The sequence below is a fragment of the Cutibacterium nasicola genome, assembly GCF_051303185.1.
Taxonomy (GTDB): domain Bacteria; phylum Actinomycetota; class Actinomycetes; order Propionibacteriales; family Propionibacteriaceae; genus Cutibacterium.
This window is the reverse complement of the sequence record NZ_JBPPGE010000007.1, coordinates 123,050-147,688: the sequence shown is the minus strand read 5'-3', so window position 1 is coordinate 147,688 and position 24,639 is coordinate 123,050. Positions and strand designations below refer to the sequence as shown.

Sequence of the window (24,639 nt, the reverse complement as noted above, 5' to 3'; positions counted from 1 at the left end):
TGCGGCGGGTGTGACGTCGGCGCATGGCGTCAGGCGGTGGGACGCAGCACGTAGCCGGCACCTCGCATGGTGTGGATCATCGGCTCACGATCCTTGTCGATCTTCTTGCGCAGGTAGGAGATGTAGAGCTCGACGACATTCGCCTGGCCGCCGAAGTCGTAGTTCCACACCCGGTCGAGGATCTGGGACTTCGACAGCACTCGCCTGGGGTTGCGCATGAGGTAGCGCAGCAGCTCGAACTCGGTGGCGGTCAGGTGGATCTCCTCCCCGGCGCGTCTGACCTCGTGGGAGTCCTCGTCAAGGATGAGGTCACCGACGGTCAGCGTTGAGTCGGACTGTGGTTCGGTGGCACCGGACCGTCGCATCAATGCCCGCAACCGGGCGATGAGCTCCTCTAGGGAGAAGGGTTTGGTGACGTAGTCGTCACCTCCGACGGTGAGCCCGTTGATGCGGTCCTCGACGGCATCCTTGGCGGTGAGGAAGACGACTGGCACGTCGGGTTGATCCATACGGATACGTCGCATGACCTCCAGACCGTCGAAATCCGGCAGCATCATGTCGAGGACGATGGCGTCGGGACGGGTCTGTCTGGCCGCGCGCACGGCCTGCATGCCGCTGTCGGCCGTGGTGACGTCCCAGCCCTCGTAGCGCATAGCCATCGACAGCAACTCGGTGAGATTCGGCTCGTCATCGACAGCGAGGACCCGCAATGGTGAGCCGTCGGCATGGGTGAGTCTGGGGACATGGGTTGAGGCTGTCATGGTCAAAGGATCCCACAGGAGAGTTCGTTGTCGCTGTGACTGTGCTGTGTGGACCTCGTGGGGTGGGGAAGGATCGGTGGACCGCGGCTAGCGTAGGGGCTCAGTAAACTCTTCGTGAACTTTGCTGGCACACGACATGTCGACGAGCTCCAGCTGCTGGCTGAAATGCCTGGTCAACTCCTTGTTTCTGGAGTCGAACCGGATCGTCCAAGGGGTCATGGACAGTGAGATCGTTCACCTCAACGTCACATGAGCCGGGGACGGCAAGCGAGCGGTGCCCGATGTGGCATAACGTGTCCCTTGGTCAGCAGCGCTCCCGAGCTCTGATCGTTTCCCTGCCCTTGCGTCCAGCGGTGAAGAACCAAGTTCTTCGCATCCGGAGGGGAACACCACGGTCCGCACGAAGGATCACGAAGGATTCTGCATGAGTTCAACACTGCTCATCGTCGTCATCGTCGTTGTCACGGCCCTGGCGTTCGACTTCACCAACGGCTTCCACGACTCGGCCAACGCGATGGCGACGTCAGTGGCAACCGGAGCACTCAAACCCAAGGTGGCCGTCATCATCGCTGCCGTCCTCAATGTCATTGGTGCCTGCCTGTCGACCGAGGTCGCCAAGACGATCTCCGGTGGCATCGTCAATGACCAACTCGTCACTGTTCCGATGGTCTTCGCCGGTCTGATGGGTGCGATCATCTGGAATCTTGCGACCTGGCTGTTCGGTCTGCCGTCCAGCTCTTCCCACGCTCTCTTCGGCGGTCTCATCGGTGCTGTCCTCGTCGAGGCTGGCATGAGCGGCATCCACGTCGGCAAAATCATGAGCAAGATCATCCTGCCAGCTCTCGTCGCCCCCTTCGTGGCGGGTGTTGCGGCCCTGCTGGCCACCTGGCTGGCCTACCGCATCACCGACCACACCGCCCATCACTCCTCGCGGATATTCCTCAATGGTCAACGGGTGTCGGCGTCGATGGTTGCTCTGGCTCACGGCACTTCTGACGGGCAGAAGACGATGGGCATCATCACGCTGGTTCTCATCGCTGCTGGCTACCAGGTCTCGGGTAGCGGCCCGTCATGGTGGGTGATCCTTGCCGCTGGCTGTGCCATCGGTCTGGGCACGTACTCCGGTGGCTGGCGCATCATGCGCACCATGGGCAAGGGCCTGTGTGACATCGAGTCCCCGCAGGGATTCGCTGCCGAGACGGCCTCGACGGCCGCCATCCTGGCTTCGTCCCACCTGGGCTTCGCACTGTCGACCACCCACGTCTGCTCTGGTTCGATCCTCGGTTCGGGAATCGGACGCCGCACCGAGGTGCGTTGGGCCACCGCCGGAAAGATGGTTATCGCGTGGTTGGTCACCTTGCCCGCTGCTGCCCTTGTCGGCGCCATCGCCTCGGCCATCGCCGGCGTGGGTACCTGGGGCGTCATCATCGACCTCGTCCTGCTGGGTGTGATGGCTGGCCTCATCGTCCGCCAGGGCAACCACCATAAGGTTGACCACAACAACGTAAACGACTCCACCCAGGTCGGCGTCCGCAAGGGCTCGGCCATTGCCGGAGGGACTGCAGCATGAGCATTGACTGGGCTTCACTCGGACTTGTGTCCATCGTCACCGTTGCGACCACCGTCCTCATTGTCTCTGTCGTCTCGGGTGGTGCGGTGATGCTCGATCGAGCTCATGCGCGCACTGAAGCGGGAAGCGACGGGGCTGCTGGGCTCGTCGCCCTGGGGTGGACGGCCATCGTCGTCGCAGGCCTCATCGTCTTGTATGGCCTCTACCTGCTCATTCCGTACTTCCATTGATCCTTGGCCTGCGCTGACAAATGCGGCGGAGGGTGCCGGACGGTTCCGCCGTCCGGTATTTGTCATGCCCGGACTGCTGTTCAGGGATGGTGTGCCCATGGGTGGCTGGTGTCGGGACAGTGTGGGGTGGTGGGAATAAATCCCTCCTGAGATGGGGTTGAGCCTGGTGAACTCAATCTCAGTGGACAAGGAACGAACCCCGACTTGAGCGATAGCGACTCAGGGTCTAAGGTTGAGTCGAACTCGCTCAAGGGGACGCTCTCCCAGAGTATTCATCCATCAGGAGGAAAAACCATGGCCCGTTCAGTCGGTATCGACCTGGGAACAACCAACTCGTGCGTCGCCGTCCTCGAGGGCGGCGAGCCTACCGTCATCCCGAACGCCGAGGGTGCCCGCACCACCCCTTCGGTGGTCGCGTTCACCAATTCCGGAGAGACCCTCGTTGGTGAGGTCGCCAAGCGTCAGGCCGTCACCAACGTTGATCGCACCGTCCGTTCCGTGAAGCGTCACATGGGCGAGTCCTGGACGATTGACGTCGACGACAAGACCTACAAGCCGCAGCAGATCAGTGCTTTCACCCTGCAGAAGCTGAAGAGGGATGCTGAGGCGTACCTCGGTGAGCCGGTCACCAACGCCGTCATCACCGTCCCGGCCTACTTCTCCGACGCCCAGCGTCAGGCTACCAAGGAGGCCGGTGAGATCGCCGGTCTGACCGTTGATCGCATCGTGAACGAGCCCACCGCTGCTGCCCTGGCCTACGGCCTCGACAAGGGCGACAAGGAGCAGACCGTCCTGGTCTTCGATCTCGGCGGCGGTACCTTCGACGTCTCCCTGCTCGACATCTCCGATGGTGTCTTCGAGGTGAAGGCCACCAACGGTGACAACCACCTCGGTGGTGACGACTGGGATCAGCGAATCGTCGACTGGCTGGTCACCCAGTTCAAGAACGCCAACGGCATCGACCTGTCTGCCGACAAGATGGCCAAGCAGCGTCTGCAGGAGGCCGCCGAGCGAGCCAAGATCGAGCTGTCTCAGGCTTCCGAGACGCACATCAACCTGCCGTACATCACCGCTGGCGCTGCTGGCCCGCTCCACCTCGACGAGAAGCTGACCCGCGGTGAGTTCCAGCGCCTCACGTCCGATCTTCTCGAGCGTTGCCGGACCCCGTTCAATGCCGTCATGAAGGACGCCGGCCTCAACGTCTCGCAGATCGACGAGGTCATCCTCGTCGGTGGCTCGACCCGTATGCCCGCCGTCTCCGAGCTTGTCAAGGAGCTCGCTGGCAAGGAGCCGCACAAGGGCGTCAACCCCGATGAGGTCGTGGCCCTCGGTGCCTCCCTGCAGGCTGGCGTGCTGAAGGGCGAGGTCAAGGACGTGCTACTGCTCGACGTCACCCCGCTGAGCCTTGGCATCGAGACCAAGGGTGGGGTCATGACGAAGATCATCGAGCGCAACACCACCATCCCGACCAAGCGTTCCGAGGTGTTCACCACCGCCGAGGACAACCAGCCGTCGGTCATGATCCAGGTCTTCCAGGGCGAGCGCGAGTTCGTTCGCGACAACAAGTCGCTGGGCAACTTCGAGCTGACCGGCCTGATGCCTGCACCACGCGGTATCCCGCAGATCGAGGTGTCGTTCGACATCGACGCCAACGGCATCGTCCACGTCCACGCCAAGGACATGGCGACCGGCAAGGAGCAGTCGATGACCGTCACCGGTGGCTCGGCCCTGGGCAAGGACGAGATCGACCGCATGGTCAAGGAGGCCGAGGCCAACGCCGAGGCTGACAAGAAGCGTCGCGAGGCTGTCGAGATGCGCAACGAGGCCGACGCGTTGGCCTTCCGTACCGAGAAGCTGCTCGACGAGAACTCCGACAAGATCCCCGAGGACACCAAGACCCCGGTGACCGAGGCCATCGCCAAGTTGAAGGAGACCCTCAAGGGCACCGACAACGACGACGAGGTCAAGGCGGCCATGGACGACCTGAACCAGAAGGCGTCGGCCATGGGTCAGGCGATCTACGCGGCCGCCCAGCAGGCCCAGGAGTCGCAGGGTGAGGGAGCTGAGTCGGCCAGCTCTGAGCCCGGCGACGACAACACCGTCGTGGACGCGGAGATCGTGGACGACGAGGACGACAAGCAGTGACCGGGGCCACGGCCTGATCCCAAGCCCCGCCCCGACCGCCGGGTCGCCAGTCATGACGGCCCGGCGGTCGGCATCCACGTGGAGGAAGACAGATGACTGACAAGAACGTCAATCCCGACGACAACCAGGGTGACGGGAACGCCGACGAGCGGTTCGCCGACATCGTCGATGGTTTCGACATCGACGCCGACCAGGCGACCGAGGACTCGCAGGATCCCGAGGAGATGTCCAGGCAGGCCCAGCTTGAGGCCATGCTGGCCGAGCGCACCGAGGACCTGCAGCGCCTTCAGGCCGAGTACGTCAACTACAAGAGGCGCGTCGACCGTGACCGTGCGTTGTCGCGTCAGTCCGGCGTCGACAAGGTCATCACCGATCTCATGCCGGTCCTGGACTCAATCGCAATCGCCCGGCAACACGGCGAGGTCGAGGGCGGTTTCAAGCTCGTCGTCGACGAGTTGCAGAAGGTGGCCAATACCCACGGCCTGACCAGCTTCGGTGAGGTGGGCGACGCCTTCGACCCCAACCTCCACGAGGCTCTCATGCAGATGCCGCTGGAGGGGGTCACCGTCACCTCCGTGAGCCAGGTGATGCAGCCGGGTTACAAGCTCGGTGACCGGGTCCTGCGCCCTGCCCGCGTGGCGGTCTCCGATCCGGATCCGAACGCCAAGCCCGCAAAGCCGGAGGATGAGGAGCTGGGGGAGAAGACCCCCGAGGCTGACGACGAGTGAGCCGACACCACCGACGAGGGCGGCCATGACCGCAGAGCCGAAGAATGCATGATGACCAGGGAGGGAGGAACACCATGAGCGCCAAGGACTGGGCCGAGAAGGACTACTACAAGGTTCTCGGTGTCTCGAAGGACGCGAAGCCCGAGGAGATCAAGAAGGCCTTCCGCAAGATCGCCCGGGACAACCATCCCGACTCCCACCCCGGTGACAAAGCTGCCGAAGCTCGCTTCAAGGAGGCCTCCGAGGCCAACGACGTGCTGTCGAGCCCCAAGAAGCGTAAAGAGTACGACCAGGCTCGCAGCCTGTTCGGAGCATCTGGCAGGTTCGGGTTCCCGCGCGGCGGTGCCCAGTCGAGCGTCAACGTCGAGGACGTCATCCGTACCGCCTCCAACGGGGATGGTTTCGGAGATCTCTTCGGCAACCTCTTCGGAGCCACTGGCGGACGCCGCACCACCACCAGGGCCGCCCGTCGCGGTGCTGACGTCGAGGCAGAGACCACGATCTCCTTCGATGACGCCGTTTCCGGGACGACCGTCACCATGGATATGGTCTCTCAAGCCCCCTGCCAGGCGTGCCGGGGGACCGGCGCCCGCGCCGGGACCGTGCCTCGAGTGTGCTCGACCTGTCAGGGGTCGGGAATGCACGCGACGTCTGCCGGCGGCGTCTTCGAGATGACCGAGCCGTGCCCGGATTGTCACGGGCGAGGCATGGTCGTCGAGGATCCCTGCCAGGTCTGCCACGGGTCAGGTCGCGCCAAGTCCACAAAATCCATGCAGATCCGCATCCCGGCTGGTGTGGAGGATGGCCAGCGTATCCGCATCAAGGGCAAGGGTTCCCCGGGAGAGAACGGTGGCCGCGCCGGCGACCTGTATGTCAAGGTGACCGTGCGTCCGCACAAGATCTTCGGGCGTGACGGCAACAATCTCACCCTCGATGTGCCGGTGACCTTCGCCGAGGCTGCACTCGGCGCTGAGGTTGACGTGCCAACCCTGACGGGAAGCACTGTTCGGCTTCGGATCCCCGCCGGTACCCCGAATGGCCGTACCTTCCGGGTGCGCGGCCGTGGTGTGCCGCGGTCCGACGGCAGCAAGGGAGACCTGCTCGCCACTGTCGAGATTGCCGTCCCCGAAAAGCTGGACGACGCCGCCCGACATGCCTTGGAGGGGTTCCGTGACGTTGCTCGGCAGCCCAGTCCGAGGCCGTGGGAGGTGAAGTGAGATGGCGCGGCGCAGCAGGACGCTTTCCGATGGTGTCGATGTGGCGGTGATCGACCAGGACGCCGCCATCTTCGCCATATCGGTGGCCGCTGAGCTTGCTGGGATGCATCCGCAGACCCTGCGCACCTACGATCGGCTTGGACTGGTCGTCCCGGAGCGCACCCGTGGGCGGGGCCGTCGGTACTCCATGCGTGACGTCGCTGCCCTGCGGATGGTTCAGCACCTGTCACAGGAAGAGGGAATCAACCTCAACGGGATTCGACGCATCCTCCAGATGGAGCGTCGCATCGAACAGCTGTCAGACCAGGTCGAGCAGCTCACCGGCACCGTGCGGGACATGCAGGCTGCCAGGTTCCAGGGCCGCGAGGATCCGCGGGTGTTCACCGCCGAGCCCACCGGGCGGGTCCACATGGGTAGGACGGTTGTCCACGCCCAGTTGGCATTGCCTGCACACCGCGGCTGAGGGTCCGGTCATGAGGGCAGCCGCCACCAGGCATTGTGAATCCACTGACTCAGACCAGGATTCCGCTGTGAGAGGCAGACAGTCCGGCATCGCCAAGGCATGATGAGATCGTGAAGAGAGTTCTCAGGATTCTCAGTGTCGGGATCGCCGCGGCCATCGTGGTCGGGGTCGCCCTCGGGCTGCAGCCTGAGGCGCACACTCATGGATGGGCCTTCGACCGACATCGCAAACCAAGCGTGGCCACCGCGCCAGCCCCGGCATCCTCCATCACGATGCGGTCCGCCCCAGGACCGACGGGGCATGGCGGAACCCTCGTCACCGCCGGTTTTGGTGACTCAGTGCCGCAGGGGAATGCCTGCAGCCAGTGCACCACCTTCATCGAGCGGGTCGGGACTGACGTGGCTCGCCGCGCCGGGGTACGAGCCTGTGTCGACAACGAGTCGGTGTCGGGCTACAAGACCACAGACGTCCTCACTCAACTCGAGGCTCGCAACACGAAGACACTGCTCCAGACCGTCGATCTGGCCATCGTGACGATCGGCGCCAACGATTTTGACGTCGACACGATCGTCGCCAGGTGTGCCCGCGCTGATCAGTCATGCGTCAAGGGCGACGTCGATGCGGTCACGCGACGGGTGCGCACCATCCTGCAACGCATCAAAGCCGGGATGCCGACGCCCGGGGCGACCGTCGTCGTCACCGGGTACTGGAATGTTGGGATGGACGGCAAGGTCGGACGTCAACAGGGCGACGACTACGTCCATGTCACTGACACGATCACCACGGTGTTCAACGCTCAGGTCGAGGACATCGCGGACGAGGTCGGGGCGGTCTACGTCGATGTGCGGACTCCGTTCAAGGGTGCCGACGGCACGCGCGACGACACCGGGCTCCTTGCCGACGACGGAGACCATCCGTCGCAGGAGGGGCATGCCGTGTTGGCCAAGGCCGTGGAGGCCGAGCTGTCCTGATGGCGGTGTCGCGTGCCGTCGTGATCTCTCGCGGGATGGTGACGAAATCTTAGAATGACACCGTGAACAGGCACGAGTTCTTTCAGACCAGTCTCATATCCTCTCTCATGGACGGGGTGTACGAGGACGAGCTGACGATTGGCGAGCTGTTGTCCCACGGGTCGTTTGGTCTGGGGACGTTCAACGCCCTCGACGGCGAGATGGTCATCCTTGACGGTCATTGCTACCAGTTGCGCGGTGACGGGGCGAGTCACCCTGCGCCGCTGGGGGCCAGGACCCCGTATGCGACGGTGACGAACTTCGTGCCCTCGCACCAGGTGGAGGTTGGCTCCCCGGTGACTCGCGCCGAGGTCTCCACGCTCGTCGACGAGGTGTTGCCCAGTGCGAATTACATGTATGCGCTGCGGATCACGGGGCACGTCGACTGGGTGACGACGAGGACCGTCGTCCAGCAGTCGAAGCCGTATCGGCCCATGGTGGAGGCCACTGACGGTGAGGAGGTCGTGCGAACCGAGGATGTCAGTGGGGTGTTTGCCGGGTTCCGGACGCCGGTGTACCAGCAGGGGATCTCGGTGCCGGGGTGCCACGTACACTTCATCACCGACTCGCGGGATCATGGCGGTCACGTCGTGGACTTCCAGCTCGGGAACGGACTCGTCGAGGTGTGCGTCGGGACGGACCTGCGACTGAGGCTTCCCACCAGTACCGAGTTCGCCCATGCCGAGTTGGCCCCGGAGAACCTTGCCGCTCAAGTTGCCAGGACCGAGCACGCGGTAGGGCAGTGACGGCGCACTGACATCGCTGAGCCGACACAACCACCGGCCCAGATTGCGCTCATGGCCAAACCCGTGACGTCATCACACTGATAGTGTGACATATGTCACATGATACCCCGATTTTCGGGTGCTTCCTCCTCTCATTCGTCATAGCCTGAACATCAGTAGCGTCGGCAACGAGGTCGACGCGCTGACAAGGGATCAAAGATGACAGAAACCATGCTTGCCGAACGTTTCCACGCCGCAGATCGGTCCATCACCCTCGAGGACATCCCGATCCCGCACCCAGGGCCCGGTGAGGTGCTCATCAAGGTTGCCTACTGTGGAATTTGCCATTCCGACCTGAGCCTCATCAGCGGCGCGTTCCCGGCGCAGCGTCCCGTTGTCACCCAGGGTCACGAGGCCTCCGGCACCATCGTTGAGCTCGGCGCCGGCGTCACTGGATGGAAGGAGGGTGACCGTGTGATCCCGTCCGCTGGTCGTCCCTGCCTCAAGTGCCGCAAGTGTCGCCGTGGCGCCTTCACCGACTGCCTGAGCGTGAACCTGATGGCCTTCGTCTACGACGGCGCATGGGCCGAGTACCATCTCGCCCAGGCCTCCGGAATGACGAAGATTCCGGACAACGTCCCGATGGACCAGGCCGCCCTTCTTGCTGACGCCGTCTCCACCCCGTACGCCGCCGTCGTCCGCACCGGCAAGGTACACATGGGCAATGCCGTCGCCGTCTGGGGTGTCGGTGGTGTCGGAACCCACTTGGTCCAGCTCGCCAAGCTGGCCGGTGGAGTCCCCGTCATCGCCATCGACCTCAACGATGCAGTCCTCGAGCGCGCCAAGCGACTCGGTGCCGACCACACCCTGCACAGCGACGACCCCGACCTCATGCAGAAAATCGAGGACATCACCAACGGCCGCATGATCGACGTCGCCTTCGACGCTGTCGGCATCAAGCCCACCCTGCGCGCCTGCGTTGATTCCCTCGACGTCGACGGCAAGGCGGTCTCCGTCGGTCTGTCCGCCCAGAACATCGACGCCGGCCCGTTCCTGGACTTCAACCTGCACCGTAAGCAGGTTCTCGGCCACCTCGGCTACAAGTCCCAGGACATCGCCATGCTGGCCGAGATGTTGTCGTACCACCGCCTTGACCTCTCGGAGTCGATCTCCAAGGTCATTCCGCTGACGGACGTCAAGAGCGGTATTGAGGAGCTGGAGTCCCATCAGGGCAACCCGATCCGCATCCTCGTCCAGCCCTGACGCCGTTCAGCCCTGAAATAAGGCCCCTGGACGCAGCTCACCGCACACGCTCAGCGCACGGGCTCGATACACGACTGGGTGTCGTCGTGATTTGTCGCAACGGCGGCCGTGCGTTTTCAGTGTGAGGCCACGGACGTGATCGTCCGTGTCCGAGCGAGGCCCTACAATCCAAGGGTTGAACCCCGGACCTCCCGGGACTGCTGCGCCGACGCATCCCGTCGTCGGGGCGGGATGCGTCGGCACGACGTCAGGAGTTTCATGACAGTACTGACCGACTTTCTCGCCACGCATCAGCTGCTGACGATCCTCATCGTCCTGGCCTCCGGTGCCCTGCTGGGTCAGATCAAGTTCGGCCCGCTGAGGTTCGGTGCCGCCGGAGCCCTCTTCATGGGGCTCGTCGTGGGTGCCCTCGACCCACGTTTCGGCCAGGATCTGGGCATGATCAAGGGCTTCGGCGTCGTGCTGTTCTGTTACACCGTCGGCCTGGCTGCGGGATCGACGTTCCTGTCCGACCTCAAACGTCAGTGGAGCCTCATGCTCGCAGGCGTCGTCGGGCTTGCTGCCATGGCAGCCGCTGGGCTCGGGTTGGGACGAGTGTTCGGACTGAGCCCGGCCCACGTTGCCGGCCTGTACGCCGGCGTCCTCACCTCACCGGCCATCGACGCCGCGTCGACCGCCACTCACGGTGCCGGGGACACCCTCGTCGGCTATGCGTTGTCGTACCCGGTCGGCGTCATCGTCGGACTCATCATGGTCGCCCTTGTTGCCAAGCGGCACTGGCCGTCCATCAAGGACAACACCTCCATGGCCGAGGCCGGGCTGACCTCGGTGTCGACGGTCGTCGATCGCGAGACCTCCATCCGCGAGACCCCCGGTTTCAGCGATGACCAGATCCGGATGTCCTACCTGCTGCGCGACGGCGAGATGCGGCTGGCCACCCCGGACGACGACCTCCATGTCGGCGATCAGGTTCTCGTCGTCGGCAACCCGGACGACGCCAACCGGGCCGTCGAGCACCTGGGCCACGTCTCGGATCGCGCCCTCACCGACGAGCGCCACGAGATCGACTTCCGCCGTTTCCTGGTGTCCAACCCTGCCTTGGTCGGGCACACCCTCGGCAGCATCGACGTGCGAGGCCGTACCAGTGGCAAGGTGACTCGGGTGCGTCGTGGCGACCTCGACATGCTGGCCCGCGATGACATCGTCCTGCAGGCGGGCGACCGGGTGCTGTGTGTGGTGCCGGCGAATCGACTGTCCGACGCAGCCGACCTCTTCGGTGACTCCGAGGCACGCGTCTCCCAGGTCGACGCCCTGTCCCTGGGGCTCGGCGCTGCCCTTGGTCTGCTGCTAGGAGCTCTCATGGTGGCCTTGCCCGGCGGCTTGCGCTTCGAGCTGGGAACCGCAGCCGGACCGCTCGTCATGGGCATGATCCTGGGGTCGGTGCATCGCACCGGTCCACTGCGGTGGCAGCTGCCGCGCGCCACCAACGCGATCCTGCGTCAGCTCGGTCTGATGATCTTCCTGGCCTGCGTCGGGCTGGCGTCCGGACCCGCTTTCCTGTCCCAGGCTGCCAGCTGGACGGGTCTGGCCGTCATCGGCGTCTCGGCCCTCACCCTGGTCCTCGGGGGAGCGATCGTCATTGCCTCGGCCTGGTTCATGAAACTGTCGGCCCAGCGCGCCACCGGTGCCTTCGCCGGTTTCGTGGGTCAGCCGGCCATCCTCAGCTACGCCAACTCCTTGGTCAACGACGAGCGCATCGAGTCGGCTTACGGCGCCCTGTTCGCGCTGGGAACCATCGTCAAGATCCTGCTGGTGCAGGTCATCGTCCTAGTTTGAGCGTACGGGGCCCTTCCAAGCCTGACGACGCCGTGACAGCCACCACCCGAGTGTCAGCACAGCCAGCCAGATCGGGCCGATGGCCACCGCAACCTGGTACGGCGGCATGATCGCCATGACGACGACCATGAGTGCCAGAAAGGCCAGCACGATCCAGTTGGTCACCAGTGCTCCCGGCATCTGGAACTTGAGGTGTGCGCGGATCTCGGGGTCCAGATGACGACGGAAGAGCATCTGGGTGATGATGATCGTCGCCCAGTTGATGATACCGGCGATCGTGGCGATCGACATGATGTACATGAACGCCTGTTCCGGAAGCAGCCCGACGATGACCACCGCGATGGCCGTCACCGCGCTGGAGACCAGCACGCCCACCCACGGGGATCCGGCCCTGTTGACCTTGCCGAGGATCTTGGGGGCGTCACCCTGGTGGGCCAGGGCGTGCAGCATCCGTCCGTTGGCGTAGAGGCCTGAGTTGTACGCCGATATTGCCGCGGTGAGCACGACGAGATTGAGGATGGCAGCCGCTCCCCGGATGCCGACGAGGTCGAAGATCTGGACGAAGGGGCTGGCGGTGCCGTCGATCTTGGTCCACGGGACGATGGCAAGCATGACGGCGAGGGCGCCGACGTAGAAGATGAGGATTCGCCCCACGACCCGGTTGATGGCCTTCGGGATCGAACGTTGCGGGTCCTCGGCCTCGCCGGCGGTGATGCCGATGAGCTCGGTGCCGCCGAAGGAGAACATGACGACGATGATGCCTGCGAGCATGCCGGCGACACCGTGAGGCATGAATCCACCGTTGCGCCACATGTTGCTGAATCCGGTCGCCGGGGTGGAGGGGGACCCGAAGACGATGATCCACAGTCCCAGGATGATCATCGCGACGATGGCGACGACCTTGATGATGGCGAACCAGAACTCCACCTCGCCGTAGGCGCGCACGTGGAGCAGATTGACGGTGGTGACGACGACGAGGAGGACAGCCGCCGATAGCCAGCGAGGTACGGCTGGAAACCAATAGTTGACGTAGATTCCGACCACCGACAGCTCGGCCATCGACACGAAGATGTAGTTGAACCAGTAGTTCCAGCCGGAGATGAAGCCGGGAAGGTCGCCCCACCATCGGTGCGCATACTCGCTGAAGGCACCCGAGGTCGGGTGGTGGACGCTCATCTCGCCCAGGGCACGCATGATGAGGTAGATCACCGCGCCACCCACGAGGTAACTGATGACGATGGCTGGGCCGGCGGCAGAGATCGAGTCGGCAGCTCCGTAGAACAGGCCGGTTCCGATGGCGCCACCCAGGGCGATGAGCTGGATGTGTCGGTTGCGCAGACTGCGGTGCAGTTGCTGGTTGGGTTCGGTCACGGCGGTGAGTTTAGGGGGTAGGCCGGGGGTATCGATACCTTGACCAGGTGATGTTCAACCTCTCCGCCGTGTGCCTGATGCGAAGCCGAACTTGTCTCAACGTGCGCAAGCGGGGAGCCGATCATGTCATCCTTCCCGGCGGCAAGATCGAGCCCGGCGAGACCGCTGTCGAGGCAGCCATCCGGGAGGCCAGGGAGGAGACCCGTCTCGTCCTCGACCCCGAAGACCTCACCCATCTGGGAACCTTCGACGCCCCTGCCGCCAACGGTGACGCCGACGGCATTCGCTGCGCGGTCTACGTGTGTGACTGGCAGGACTCCTGGCCCGAGCCCGTCCCCGACTCGGAGATCGTCGAGTACGAGTGGACCGACCTCGACCACTGCCACGATGACGCGAGACAGGCCCCGCTGCTGCTCGAGCGGGTCATCCCGGCTCTGCAACAGCGAGGCCTGCTGTGAACCTCGCGGTGTCGTCAGCCCTGCGAGCTCACTCCTCAGCCAGGGCGATGGCGGGTTTGATCCTCGCTCCCCGGCGACCGGGGATCACGGAGGCCAGCAATCCAGCCAGCACCGAGACGACGGCCACCACGAGCATTTGAACCCACGGCACGGACGCCTGAACGGTCATGATCGAACTGAAGAGGGCGTGGGACCCGGCGATGCCGTAACCGATACCCAGCGCGATGCCGAGGATTGCCGCGATGCCCGAGAGGATGAGCGCCTCCTTGCCGAACATCGACCGCACCTGGTTGCGCGTCAGTCCGAGGGCGCGCAGCAACCCGATCTCGCGGGTGCGCTCCACCACCGACAGGCCAAGGGTGTTGGCGACGCCGACCATTGCGATGATGACCGAAATCACCAGCAGACCGACGACCATACCGAGCAGGATGTTGATCACCTTGTCCATCTGGGCCTTCTTGTCAGCGGTCGAGGTAACCGTCACTCCTTGGTGGGCCGACATCGACGTGGACAGCGCCTGGGTGGCCTTGGACTGATCGGTGCCGTCTTTGTAGCGCACCAGCATTTGGGTGGGCTCGGCCTTAGGAGCCAGCTTGTGGACGACGCCTTGGGTGACGACGAGCCCCTCACCCTCCTCACCCTGGCGCACCAAGGTCAGCTCGGCCTTGTTCCCATTGACGGTGATGGTGACCTTGCTGCCATCGGCGACCCCAGGCAGAGCACCCACGGCGTGGTTGTCGTCGAGCCCCGTGGCGGCTGACTCGTCACGGACGGCCTTGGGAAACTCGGGGGACACTCCCCGGACGGCAACGCTGGTGGCATCTCCACCGGCCTCAACCGTGCCGGAAACCGTCGTCACAGTGGCAACCTGGGAGACCCCGGTGGAGGTCCTTGCGTCCCGGATGGTCGCCTTGTCCAGCCGGCCCTGCCCCTGCACCATGGCGTCAACCGGGAAGTGATCATTCATGAGCTTGTCGATGGAGGCACGCCCGGTGGCAGCTCCGGTTGCGACGGTGGCGATGAGAGTGACACCGATGAGCAGGGCAGACGTCGTAGTGGCGGTACGGCGCGGGTTGCGCTGGGTGTTCTCGACGGCCAACTCCCCCGGAACCCCACCGAGGTGAGCGGAACCGATGGCTCGGCTCAGCCCACCGATGAGGACTGGGGCCAGCACCAGCACACCGGCAAAACTGACGAATCCACCGACCACCCCGCACAGCACGGCGACATTGGTCTGCATGCTAGCGGTCGCGCAGACGACGACGAGGGCGGCACCGGCGATGAGGAGCAGGGCTCCGAGCACGATGCGGACACGACCGATCCTGCGGGTGGGCGTCTCGGTCATGGGCTGCAGAGCAGCGACCGGAGCCACCTTGGTGGCGCGACGTGCCGGTGTCAGGGCAGCCAACGTCGTCACGACGACTCCGACAATGAGCGGGATGATGCACGACATCACGGTGACGCTGACCGAGGTGTCGACCGGGGAACCCGCAGCCTTCAGCCCCATGAGCATGAGCTGGGTGACGCCAATACCCAGGGCCGTTCCGGCGGCTGATCCGATGAGGCCGGCGGTGAGGGCCTCGCCCAACACCGAGCGACGCACCTGTTTGCGGGTGGCACCGATACAGCGGGCCAAGGCCAGGGTGCGGGTGCGCTGGGCCACGAGGATGGTGAAGGTGTTGACGATCACCATCGCCGCGACGGCCAAGGCGATGACGGCGAAGGCACCCATGAAGGCCGTCATGGCCGCGAATCCGTCGGAGGCATGCTCGGCCTGGTGGGCCCGCTCGTCGTCGGCAGTACGGACGGTGGCGGTACCACCGATGACCTCGGAGACATCCTTGACGACCTCGGAGGCTGGGCGGTCGGAATTGACGTAAAGGACGTCGGCACCCTCCTGGCCGCTGATGCTGGCCAGGGTGGCGGCAGTCAGGTAGATCTCCGGAGAGGTTGGGGTGCTCGTGGTCCGAGCGCTCGGATTGAGCACGCCCACCACGGTCAGGGTGGTGGACTTCAGCTTCTTCCGGGAGACGTCACTGACCGTGATCCGGGAGCCGACCCCGGCCTTGTTGTCCGCAGTGGCCTGGTTGACGACGACCTCGTTCGGCCCCGACGGGGCGCGTCCCTTGACCACGTCAGGACGGGCTGGCACGAGGCGACCGGAGACATAGGCGGATTGCCCGTTGTCGGTGCGCTCCAGGAAGACGTTGCGGGTGGCCTCGACCGAGGTCACACCATCAACCTTGGTGACCTTGTCAACGGTGGCCTGGGCAATGATCGTGTCCTTGCTGGTCACGACTACGCTGGCATCCCCGACGGCTGCCGCCTGGGTACGTAACGTGGAAGCCTTGATCGAATCCATCAACATCAGGGTGCTGGCCATGAAGGCCACCCCGATGATGACGGCGATCATCGTGGGGATGAGACGACGACGCTCATGGATCATGCCGACACCCCCTGCCCACGAGCGGTGGACACCTGACCGTCGGCGACGGTGACGATGCCGTCGGCCCTGGCGGCGGCATCGCGGTCGTGGGTGACCATGACGACGCTCTGATCGAGGTCGTCGACGCAGTGGCGCAGGAAGCTGAGCAGGTCGTCGCTGGCCTGCGAGTCGAGGGCACCGGTGGGCTCGTCGGCGACGATGACGTCCGGGCGGGTCACGAGGGCGCGGGCGACGGCGACACGCTGTTGTTGGCCTCCCGACAGCTCCGACGGCTTGTGACCAAGACGCTCGGTGAGGCCGAGCATCTCGGTGATGTGGTCGAGCCACTCCTCGTCGACCTTGCGGTGGGACAGCCGCAGCGGCAACGTGATGTTGTCGGCGGCTGTCAGCGTCGGCATGAGGTTGAAGGACTGGAACACGAATCCGACGTGGTCGCGACGCAGCTGGGTGAGGGCATCGTCGTTGAGGTGGGTGATCTCGGTGTCGCCGATCCACACCCGTCCGGAGGTGGGGGAGTCCAGACCCGTTATGCAGTGCAGCAGGGTTGACTTGCCCGATCCCGACGCCCCCATGATGGCAGTGAAGCGCCCGGCAGGGATGTCAAGGGTCACCGAGCGCAGCGCCCGCACCAAGGTGGCTCCTGACCCGTAGGTCTTGGTGAGGTCAAGGGTGCGGACCGCGCTGGGGACAGTCGTCGAGGATGTGGTCGGTGCGTCCGGCACTGAGGCAGACATGGAATCTCCTGTATCGAGGTTCAACAACGCTGTTGACGCTATGGGTGTTGTTCCTCGTCACACATCAGCCCCGAGAATGGTTCCGACTCTCCTACTGCAGGAGGATCCAGGCCGTTGGTAGCCGGGTTGGCATCGCTCATTCGAATGGTCAGCGACCGGGCCGAACCAGTCCGGCGTCGTAGGCAGTGATGACCATGGAGACCCGGTCGCGCAGGCCGAGTTTGGACAGGATGTGCCCGATGTGGGTCTTGACGGTCGTCTCGGCCAGGTAGAGCCGCTCGGCGATCTCGGCGTTCGTCAGCCCCTCGCCGATACAGGTGAGCACCTCGCGCTCCCGGTCCGAGAGGGTTTCTACGAGCTCGGGATCGGTCATTGCCGGCGCACCCTCCCCGTGGCGAGGGATGAAGCGTTCGATGAGACGACGGGTGGCCGACGGGGCCACGACCGAGTCGCCGTCACGAACCGCTCGGATGGCGGTCAGCAATTCCGTCGGGCCGGCGTCCTTGAGCATGAATCCGGACGCTCCAGCACGCAGGGCAGCATGGACGTACTCGTCAAGGTCGAAGGTCGTCAGGACGAGGATCCTCGCCTCAGGGTGGTTCGTCATGATGCTCTCGGTGGCTCCCAAGCCGTCAAGAACGGGCATTCGGATATCCATGAGGACGACGTCGGGGGACAGTTCATCAACGAGGGTGACGGCTTCGGTGCCGTTGTTGGCCTCCCCGACGACGGTCATGTCGGGCTGGGCGTCGAGGACCAGACGGAATCCGGCGCGGACCATCTGCTGGTCATCGGCCAGGAGGAGTCGGATCGGATCGGTCATGGCATGGTCCTTCGGGGCTGGGACTGACGAGTACTGATGATTGATGCGTGGGGATGACGGCGTGGACTCGGAACCCGTGGCCCGGGCGACTCCCCACCTCAAGGGTGCCACCCCAAGCGGACAAGCGTTCGTGCATTCCCACCAGGCCATGCCCTGCCCCGTCGGCCCGCTCGATGCCAGCCACTCCGGCTCCTCGTCCGTCGTCGAGGACCTCCACGGTGACGTCGTCGGGACGATGACTGACGATGACCTGGGCAGTGGCGGCAGGACCGCCGTGCTTGAGGACGTTGGTGAGGGCTTCCTGGACGACGCGGTAACAGGCCAGCTGGGCGCCCTGGGACAGAGGTGCGTGGCATTCCGGGTCACCCTCAACCTTGAGGTCGATGGACAGCGCGCCCGTCAGCTCCTCGACCAGACGAGGAATGTCGTCGAGGCCTTGGGTGGGGGCCAACTCGGGGCCGGAGTCGTCGTCGCGCAGTACACCGACGAGGCGTCGGGTCTCGTCGAGGGCGTGGCGGGCGGTCGTGGCGATGGTGTCGAGAGCCTGGGCGCTGGCCGCCAGGCGGGTCTCGGTGTCGCCGACCTCCTCGTGGTGGGCGAGGTAGGAACCACCGTCGGCCTGCACCACGATGACGGCCAGGGAGTGGGCGACGATGTCGTGCATGTCGCGGGCGATCTTGGCGCGTTCTTCCTGAGTGGCCAACCTGATGCTCTGGTCACGCTCGCGTTCCAGGTCGATGGCTCGCTGACGCAGTGCCTCCATGGTTTGGCGACGATCTCGGGCCGCGCTTCCGGCGAACCAGGCTGCCAGGCAACACGCCATGCACCCGACCGCGATGATGCCGGAGCGCAGCAGCGTCGAGTGCGTGTCTGCGTTGAGTCTGGGGTCGAATCCCCAACTCACTGCGGCTGCGATGGGTGCGATGAAGCACAGTGCCAACCAGAAGCTGCGCCGTGGTCTGTCGGTCTTCAGCGAGAGCTGGTACATGATGATCGGTACCAGGGCGTTCTGGGGCCACGGGTTGGCCGTCACGGCAAGCTCGATGAGATGCGAGATGACGAGCACTGACGCCGTGATCTCCGGCTTCGATCGTGCCCAGACCCACGAGGTCGCGACCACGAGGACCAGCACGAGGATCCACATCTCATGGGCAGTGACATGGTCTTGTGGGGCCCAGGACACCACGGTGACGACAACGACGAGGAATGCGAACACCGAGTCCAGGATCATCGGACGCGCGTGCAGCCACCGGTAGCCACGACGCAGACGTCCTGGGGGACGACGGCCGGGGACGGAAGTGCTGGTCACTCTCCTGACCCTACGGCCACAACGGGTGAGGTACATCCTCCCGTCGGTGGATCTTGCAGGGATTCAGTCAGCGTGGCTGTTCAGCTTTTTTCGAAACCGGGCGCGTTGGCCGTGGAGCTGTTGGGAGGTTCTTGTCCGAGGGGACAATGATGGCGGTGTGCGGAACCATTCCCGACTGATACGCCTCATGGGACCGGCATTCGTTGCGGCTGTGGCGTACGTCGATCCCGGGAACGTTGCCGCGAACCTGTCGGCAGGGGCCGGCTATGGCTACCTGCTGGTGTGGGTGCTCGTCATCGCCAACGTCATGGCGACACTGGTGCAATATCTGTCGGCCAAGCTGGGACTCGTCACTGGCCATTCCCTTCCTGAGCTCGTCGGTGACGCTCTACCACGTCGAGGCAGTCGGCTGGCTTTCTGGTTCCAGGCCGAGCTGGTCGTGGCCGCGACGGACCTGGCCGAGGTCATCGGTGGGGCAGTGGCCTTGCAGTTGCTCTTCGGTCTACCGCTGCTCGTCGGAGGTCTCATCACTGGGGCGGCGTCCCTGGCGATCCTGGCAATCCCGTCTCGTCACGGGCAGCGCGCTTTCGAGATCGTCATCATCGGGATGCTCGTCGTCATCACCATTGGTTTCACGGCGGGACTGGCTTTCGTCCCGCTGTCGTGGAGTGGGGTTGCCTCCGGCATGGTTCCCAGGTTTGAGGGCACCGAGACGGTCATGTTGGCCACCTCGATGCTGGGGGCGACCGTCATGCCCCACGCGGTGTACATGCACTCCTCGCTGGTGCGCGATCGCCATGGGGCCGACGAGCGACCCAGCCGGATGGCCAGACTGCTCAGGGCGACGCGGTGGGACGTCGCGGTCTCCCTGGTGCTGGCTGGATCGGTGAACATCGCGATGCTGGTGCTGGCCGCGGCAAGCCTGCAGGGGGTCGAGGGGATCGACGGCATCGCTGAGGCCCACGCCGCCATCGGCAATTCGCTGGGGCCGACGATCGGATTCATCTTCGCGATCGGACTGCTCGCGTCGGGACTGGCGTCGACGTCGGTAGGTGCTTATGCCGGGGCTGAGATCATGGCAGGGCTGCTCCACGTGAGCATACCCATGGTGGTCCGCCGACTCGTGACGATCATCCCGGCCCTCGTCATCCTGGCGTTGGGGATGAATCCGACCAGGGCCCTCGTCCTCAGCCAGGTTCTCCTGAGCATGGGGTTGCCACTGGCCCTCGTGCCACTGGCTCGGTTCACGGGGGACCGAGGCCTGATGGGCCAGTGGGCGAATGGTCGCGTCATGGCCGTCATCGCATGGACGGTCGTCGTTGCGGTGTCGGCCCTCAACGTCGTTCTCGTCGTCGCGACGATCATGGGGTGAATGATCCCTCCTGACGACGACGGGTACAGCGGGGCGGAGGGCCCCGTCGTCGCAACTGAGGGGATACCCAGCACTGAGGGAGCTGCGCAGCTGAAAACCCCGGGCCCGGTTCGTACGAAATACTTCCGCAGGCTCACCTCCCCAAGCTTTGGTGGGCGGCTTTTTCGGGTACCGTGGAAGACGTCATCGAAGTCAAAGGAGATGTCGCCATGACAGGTACTGATGCGCGCGCCCAGCAGACTGAACGTATGGGGACTGCGCCCGGATTCATTGCCGCTCTGGACCAGTCTGGAGGCTCCACCCCGAAGGCTCTCAAGGCATACGGGGTGGAGCCTGGGATCTACGGCGACGACAAGGACGAGATGTTTGATCTGGTCCACGAGATGCGGGCCAGGATCATCACCAGCCCGTCGTTCACCAGCGACCGCATTCTCGCCGCGATTTTGTTCGAGATGACGATGGATCGTGAGATCGAGGGAATTCCCACCGCCGATTTCCTGTGGCAGAGGAAGGGCATTATCCCCTTCCTCAAGATCGACAAGGGCTTGGCCGACGAGGAGTCCCACGTCCGCGTCATGAAGCCGATCCCCGGTCTTGACGAGCTCCTTCATCGCGCTGCCGAGGAGAAGCACATCTTCGGCACCAAGGAGCGCTCGGTCATTCTTGATGACGACAAGGACGGCATCAAGAAGATCGTCGATCAGCAGTTCGAGCTCGGTGAACAGGTCCGCGCCGCTGGTTTGGTTCCGATCCTTGAGCCCGAGGTCGACATCCATGCCCCGAACAAGCAGAAGGCCGAGGAGAGGCTGCACAACCTCATTCGCGAGCACATCGATGCTCTGCCTCTCGACACCAAGATCATGCTCAAGCTGACGATCCCGACCACCGACGACCTGTACGCCGATGTCATCGCGGATCCGAAGGTTCTCCGTGTTGTGGCTCTGTCCGGTGGCTACTCCCGTGAGGAGGCCAACGAGAAGCTGGCTCGTAACCACGGACTGATCGCGAGCTTCTCGCGTGCTCTCGCCGAGGGGCTGAGCCACAGCCAGTCCCAGATGGAGTTCGACGAGACCCTCCGCAGCTCCATCGATTCGATTTACGCCGCTTCGGTGTCCTGACCCCTCGGTGTACGACGGGCCTGCGAGGAGACTTGCGGGCCCGTCGTCATGCCTGGGGATCCCCGGCCCCGATCTCACAGCACACGGCATCATGACGCAGTCAACATTCGTGCGTAAGCCCATCCGCCTTGTACAGTGGCCCCGTGATCCCCAAACTCGTCGCGTTCGATCTGGACGACACCCTGGCCCCCTCCAAGTCCCGGCTACCGCAGCCCATGGCGCACATCCTGGCGCGGCTGCTGGGGCGCACCAGCGTCTGTGTCATATCCGGTGGCCAGTTTGGGCAGTTCCGCACCCAGGTCGTCGAGGCCCTTGATGACGTCAATGCCTCCCACCTGGATCGTCTGCACCTGCTGCCCGCCTGTGGCACCCAGTACTACCGCTACGTTGACGGCCAGTGGCAGCGCATCTACCTCGAGGCACTGACCGAGGATGAGAAGTCCCGTGCGACCGAGACCGTTGAGGCCTGCGCCCGTGACCTGGGTTTCTGGGAGGAGCACACCTGGGGGCCGGTGCTGGAGGATCGCGAGTCCCAGATCACCTTCTCCGCCTTGGGCCAGCAGGCCCCAGTCGATGCCAAGACGGCGTGGGATCCCAGCGGTGAGAAGAAGCTCAAGCTGCGCGAACTCGTCGCGGCGAAACTTCCCGACCTCGAGGTGCGTGCTGGCGGATCCACCTCGGTCGACATCACTCGTGTCGGCCGCGACAAGTCCTTCGGGATGGGCAAGCTGCTCGAGATGACGAACCTGGCCAAGGAGGACGTCCTCTTCTATGGCGACCGTCTCGACGAGCACGGCAACGACTACCCCGTCAAGGTCATGGGCATCCCCTGTGTCGCCGTCAAGGATTGGCAGGACACGGCCGACAAACTTGAGACCCTCTTGTCTGGCTGACACGTTCCGTTCCTTCACGAAACTGTTTTCACACGAGCATCACACAGCGTCATATCGCCACATGAAGACCCCCTTGTATCGCACAAGGGGGTCGTTTCAGTGGTCGTACCAACACTGTGACACAAGAGTTCATCTTGGGGTCTCGTCGGTGTCACCTGAGTATTGGGATGACGACACCACGGCTTCCTAGTGTCCTTCCTCGGCGCTGCCTGTGAGAGGGCGGCAATGAAATCCTGAGGAGGACGGGTGAACACCGGAGTCGACGAAGCCGTGCCGGTGGGTGCGACGTCGTCTGGAGTGGTGGCGTCACCGTCACCGGATCCTGCGCTGCAGGTCAGGTCGTCACAAGTCACGTCCACGGCATGTCGAGTACCCAAACGCCGCCTGAGCCGCAGAATGCGGCGGGAGGGATTGCTCTTCCTGGCCTTCGTGGCCCCGAACGCGATCCTCATTGCGCTCTTCACCTACCGGCCGTTCTTTCTGAACATCTACTACTCGGCTCTTGATTGGACCCTCGGTTCGACCAATGCCACTTGGGTCGGGCTGCAGAACTACGTTGAGTTCTTCACTCGCGACGCCGGCACCGTCTTGACGACGACCCTCATCTTCACTGTCGCCACCGTTGGATTCTCGATGCTCATCGGCCTCGGCCTGGCCGTTGTCCTCAACCGTCAACTGGTGGGACGCAACGTTGCCCGAGCCGTCGTCTTCGCGCCTTACGTCCTTTCCGGTGTGGGTATCGGCATGGTGTGGATGTTCATCTTCGACCCCGTCACCGGCGTCCTCTCCGCGATTCTGCGGGGAATGCACCTTCCGGTGCCGCAGTGGTTCAACAACCCGCATCTGGCCCTGGTCATGGTCATCATCGTCTACGTCTGGAAGAACCTCGGCTACTGCGCGGTCATCTACCTGGCAGCCCTGCAGGGCATTCCGCGCGACCTGCTCGAGGCGGCAGCCCTCGACGGCGCCTCCCGTCGCCGCACCTTCCGCTCAGTGGTCTGGCCGTTGCTGTCCCCGACGACCTTCTTCCTCACCCTGACGACGATGTTGTCCTCCCTGCAGGCCTTCGACATCATCAAGATCATGACCCCGCTGGGTCAGGGCACCTCGACCCTCATGTACTCCTCGTACATCCAGGCTTTCGGGACGTACAACCGCGCCGGTTACTCGGCCGCTCAGTCGACGGTCCTCGTCGTCATCCTGCTCATCCTCACCGTCATCCAGATGCGCTTCCTCGAAAGGCGGGTGCACTACTCGTGAGCTTGAATGCAGCCGTTCGTCGCGCCGACATCTGCCGTTTCCACAAGGTCGACGAGTCGGTCGTGGGGGCCGAGTCCGGTGTCTCCAAGGCCTTCACGGGCTACCTGCCGATGATCCTGGCCGCCCTCATCGTCGTCCTGCCGCTGCTGTGGATGGTGCTGGGATCCTTCAAGACCCCGTCCGAGATCGTCGGCCAGGACGTCGTCTGGTGGCCTCATCACTGGAGTTTCGACGCCTACCGTCAGGCCTCCCGGACCATCGACTTCCCGCAGCTTTTCCTCAACACCGTGATCGTCACCGCCATTGGCGCGACGGTCAAGCTCGTCCTGGCCTGCACCAGCGCCTATGCCTTCGCCTTCCTGCACTTCCCGGGACGCAAGATCATCTTCATCCTGGTTCTCGTCGCCCTCATGGTTCCCGCCCAGGTCTCGTTGGTCCCGAACTACGTCCTCATCTCCCAACTCGGGGGAGTGAACACCTACTGGGGCATCATTCTCCCCGGCTTGGGTACGGCCTTCGGGACGTTCCTGTTACGTCAGCACTTCCTGTCCTTGCCGGGCGAGGTGATGGAAGCTGCCGAGGTCGATGGTGCAGGCCACATGACCCGGCTGTTCAGGATGGTCATCCCGATGTCAGCTCCCGCGATCGCGACGGTCGCCCTGGTGACGATCGTCGACGAGTGGAACAACTACATCTGGCCGTTGGTCATCACCTCGGACACCTCACGGATGGTGCTCCCGGTGGGGCTCACCGCCTTGCAGGCCGTCGACTCCGACGCCGGCGTCTATCCGATCCTCATGGCCGGTGCCGTGTTCGTCATCCTCCCAGTCCTCCTCATCTTCGTCCTACTCCAGCGATACCTCGTCGCCGGACTCACCCAGGGCGCGGTCAAGTGACCTGCGTCCGC

The 24,639-nt window shown here is 64.2% G+C and carries 22 protein-coding genes; 16 read left to right on the top strand and 6 right to left on the bottom strand.

Translation table 11 applies throughout. The features are described 5' to 3' along the window. Positions 1-29 precede the first annotated feature (29 nt). Positions 30-761 carry a response regulator transcription factor gene (locus tag ACSJJT_RS11605; protein ID WP_435918423.1) on the bottom strand — a complete coding sequence of 244 codons (732 nt, stop codon included), beginning with the start codon at positions 759-761 and terminating at the stop codon, positions 30-32. Between the two features lie 424 nt (positions 762-1,185). On the opposite strand from ACSJJT_RS11605, the gene ACSJJT_RS11600 reads away from it, so the two are divergent. The 10 genes from ACSJJT_RS11600 to ACSJJT_RS11555 all read left to right on the top strand — a co-directional run bounded on the left by ACSJJT_RS11600 (position 1,186) and on the right by ACSJJT_RS11555 (position 11,948). After that, on the top strand, positions 1,186-2,331 hold the full coding sequence (locus ACSJJT_RS11600) for an inorganic phosphate transporter (protein WP_435918422.1): 1,146 nt from the start codon (positions 1,186-1,188) through the stop codon (positions 2,329-2,331). Next, on the top strand, positions 2,328-2,561 hold the full coding sequence (locus ACSJJT_RS11595) for a hypothetical protein (protein WP_435918421.1): 234 nt from the start codon (positions 2,328-2,330) through the stop codon (positions 2,559-2,561). Before ACSJJT_RS11600 ends, ACSJJT_RS11595 begins: the two co-directional genes overlap by 4 nt. A 294-nt stretch (positions 2,562-2,855) precedes the next feature. Continuing rightward, the gene (dnaK, locus tag ACSJJT_RS11590) at positions 2,856-4,706 is read left to right on the top strand and encodes a molecular chaperone DnaK (protein ID WP_435918420.1); all 1,851 of its coding nucleotides are present in this window, start codon (positions 2,856-2,858) and stop codon (positions 4,704-4,706) included. 92 nt (positions 4,707-4,798) lie between these two features. Then, entirely contained in the window at positions 4,799-5,434 is a 636-nt protein-coding gene (grpE, locus tag ACSJJT_RS11585; RefSeq protein WP_435918419.1) for a nucleotide exchange factor GrpE, read from the top strand. A 74-nt stretch (positions 5,435-5,508) separates the two neighbouring features. Further along, positions 5,509-6,651: a molecular chaperone DnaJ gene (gene dnaJ, locus ACSJJT_RS11580; protein ID WP_435918418.1), complete on the top strand. Its 1,143-nt coding sequence runs from the start codon at positions 5,509-5,511 to the stop codon at positions 6,649-6,651. A 1-nt stretch (position 6,652) separates the two neighbouring features. Beyond that, complete coding sequence (locus ACSJJT_RS11575; protein ID WP_435918417.1) at positions 6,653-7,114, top strand: heat shock protein transcriptional repressor HspR; 462 nt, start codon at positions 6,653-6,655, stop codon at positions 7,112-7,114. Positions 7,115-7,224: 110 nt separating this feature from the next. After that, positions 7,225-8,085 carry an SGNH/GDSL hydrolase family protein gene (locus tag ACSJJT_RS11570; RefSeq protein ID WP_435918416.1) on the top strand — a complete coding sequence of 287 codons (861 nt, stop codon included), beginning with the start codon at positions 7,225-7,227 and terminating at the stop codon, positions 8,083-8,085. 62 nt (positions 8,086-8,147) lie between these two features. Then, positions 8,148-8,870 carry an acetolactate decarboxylase gene (gene budA / locus ACSJJT_RS11565; protein WP_435918415.1) on the top strand — a complete coding sequence of 241 codons (723 nt, stop codon included), beginning with the start codon at positions 8,148-8,150 and terminating at the stop codon, positions 8,868-8,870. A gap of 198 nt (positions 8,871-9,068) precedes the next feature. Next, complete coding sequence (locus tag ACSJJT_RS11560) at positions 9,069-10,112, top strand: zinc-binding dehydrogenase (protein ID WP_435918414.1); 1,044 nt, start codon at positions 9,069-9,071, stop codon at positions 10,110-10,112. Between the two features lie 258 nt (positions 10,113-10,370). Continuing rightward, a complete protein-coding gene (locus tag ACSJJT_RS11555) occupies positions 10,371-11,948 on the top strand; it encodes an aspartate:alanine exchanger family transporter (protein WP_435918413.1) in 1,578 nt (525 codons plus the stop codon). Here ACSJJT_RS11555 and ACSJJT_RS11550 read toward each other — a convergent pair. Next, entirely contained in the window at positions 11,940-13,319 is a 1,380-nt protein-coding gene (locus ACSJJT_RS11550) for an amino acid permease (RefSeq protein WP_435918412.1), read from the bottom strand. The two genes, ACSJJT_RS11555 and ACSJJT_RS11550, sit on opposite strands and share 9 nt — an antisense overlap. 77 nt (positions 13,320-13,396) lie before the next feature. Between ACSJJT_RS11550 and ACSJJT_RS11545 the strand changes: the two genes are divergently transcribed. Next, positions 13,397-13,777, top strand: coding sequence for an NUDIX hydrolase (locus ACSJJT_RS11545; RefSeq protein ID WP_435918450.1), 381 nt, complete (start codon positions 13,397-13,399; stop codon positions 13,775-13,777). 28 nt (positions 13,778-13,805) lie between these two features. On the opposite strand, the gene ACSJJT_RS11540 is transcribed toward ACSJJT_RS11545, so the two are convergent. The 4 genes from ACSJJT_RS11540 to ACSJJT_RS11525 form a co-directional block, all read right to left on the bottom strand. Next, a complete protein-coding gene (locus ACSJJT_RS11540) occupies positions 13,806-16,223 on the bottom strand; it encodes an ABC transporter permease (protein WP_435918411.1) in 2,418 nt (805 codons plus the stop codon). After that, a complete protein-coding gene (locus ACSJJT_RS11535) occupies positions 16,220-16,957 on the bottom strand; it encodes an ABC transporter ATP-binding protein (protein WP_435918410.1) in 738 nt (245 codons plus the stop codon). The genes ACSJJT_RS11540 and ACSJJT_RS11535 overlap by 4 nt, the downstream gene beginning before the upstream one ends. Before the next feature lie 148 nt (positions 16,958-17,105). Further along, positions 17,106-17,780 (bottom strand): response regulator, encoded by a 675-nt coding sequence (locus ACSJJT_RS11530; RefSeq protein WP_435918409.1) that lies wholly within the window; start codon positions 17,778-17,780, stop codon positions 17,106-17,108. Then, the gene (locus tag ACSJJT_RS11525) at positions 17,746-19,011 is read right to left on the bottom strand and encodes a sensor histidine kinase (protein WP_435918449.1); all 1,266 of its coding nucleotides are present in this window, start codon (positions 19,009-19,011) and stop codon (positions 17,746-17,748) included. The genes ACSJJT_RS11530 and ACSJJT_RS11525 overlap by 35 nt, the downstream gene beginning before the upstream one ends. Before the next feature lie 235 nt (positions 19,012-19,246). Between ACSJJT_RS11525 and ACSJJT_RS11520 the strand changes: the two genes are divergently transcribed. From ACSJJT_RS11520 to ACSJJT_RS11500, 5 genes are all read left to right on the top strand, one after another. Next, the gene (locus ACSJJT_RS11520; RefSeq protein WP_435918408.1) at positions 19,247-20,461 is read left to right on the top strand and encodes an Nramp family divalent metal transporter; all 1,215 of its coding nucleotides are present in this window, start codon (positions 19,247-19,249) and stop codon (positions 20,459-20,461) included. A 173-nt stretch (positions 20,462-20,634) separates the two neighbouring features. Next, positions 20,635-21,579 (top strand): fructose bisphosphate aldolase, encoded by a 945-nt coding sequence (locus tag ACSJJT_RS11515; protein WP_435918407.1) that lies wholly within the window; start codon positions 20,635-20,637, stop codon positions 21,577-21,579. A 143-nt stretch (positions 21,580-21,722) separates the two neighbouring features. Continuing rightward, positions 21,723-22,472 (top strand): HAD-IIB family hydrolase, encoded by a 750-nt coding sequence (locus ACSJJT_RS11510; RefSeq protein WP_435918406.1) that lies wholly within the window; start codon positions 21,723-21,725, stop codon positions 22,470-22,472. Positions 22,473-22,718: 246 nt separating this feature from the next. Then, entirely contained in the window at positions 22,719-23,732 is a 1,014-nt protein-coding gene (locus ACSJJT_RS11505; protein ID WP_435918405.1) for a carbohydrate ABC transporter permease, read from the top strand. Further along, on the top strand, positions 23,729-24,628 hold the full coding sequence (locus ACSJJT_RS11500) for a carbohydrate ABC transporter permease (RefSeq protein ID WP_435918404.1): 900 nt from the start codon (positions 23,729-23,731) through the stop codon (positions 24,626-24,628). The genes ACSJJT_RS11505 and ACSJJT_RS11500 overlap by 4 nt, the downstream gene beginning before the upstream one ends. The last annotated feature ends 11 nt before the right edge of the window (positions 24,629-24,639 follow it).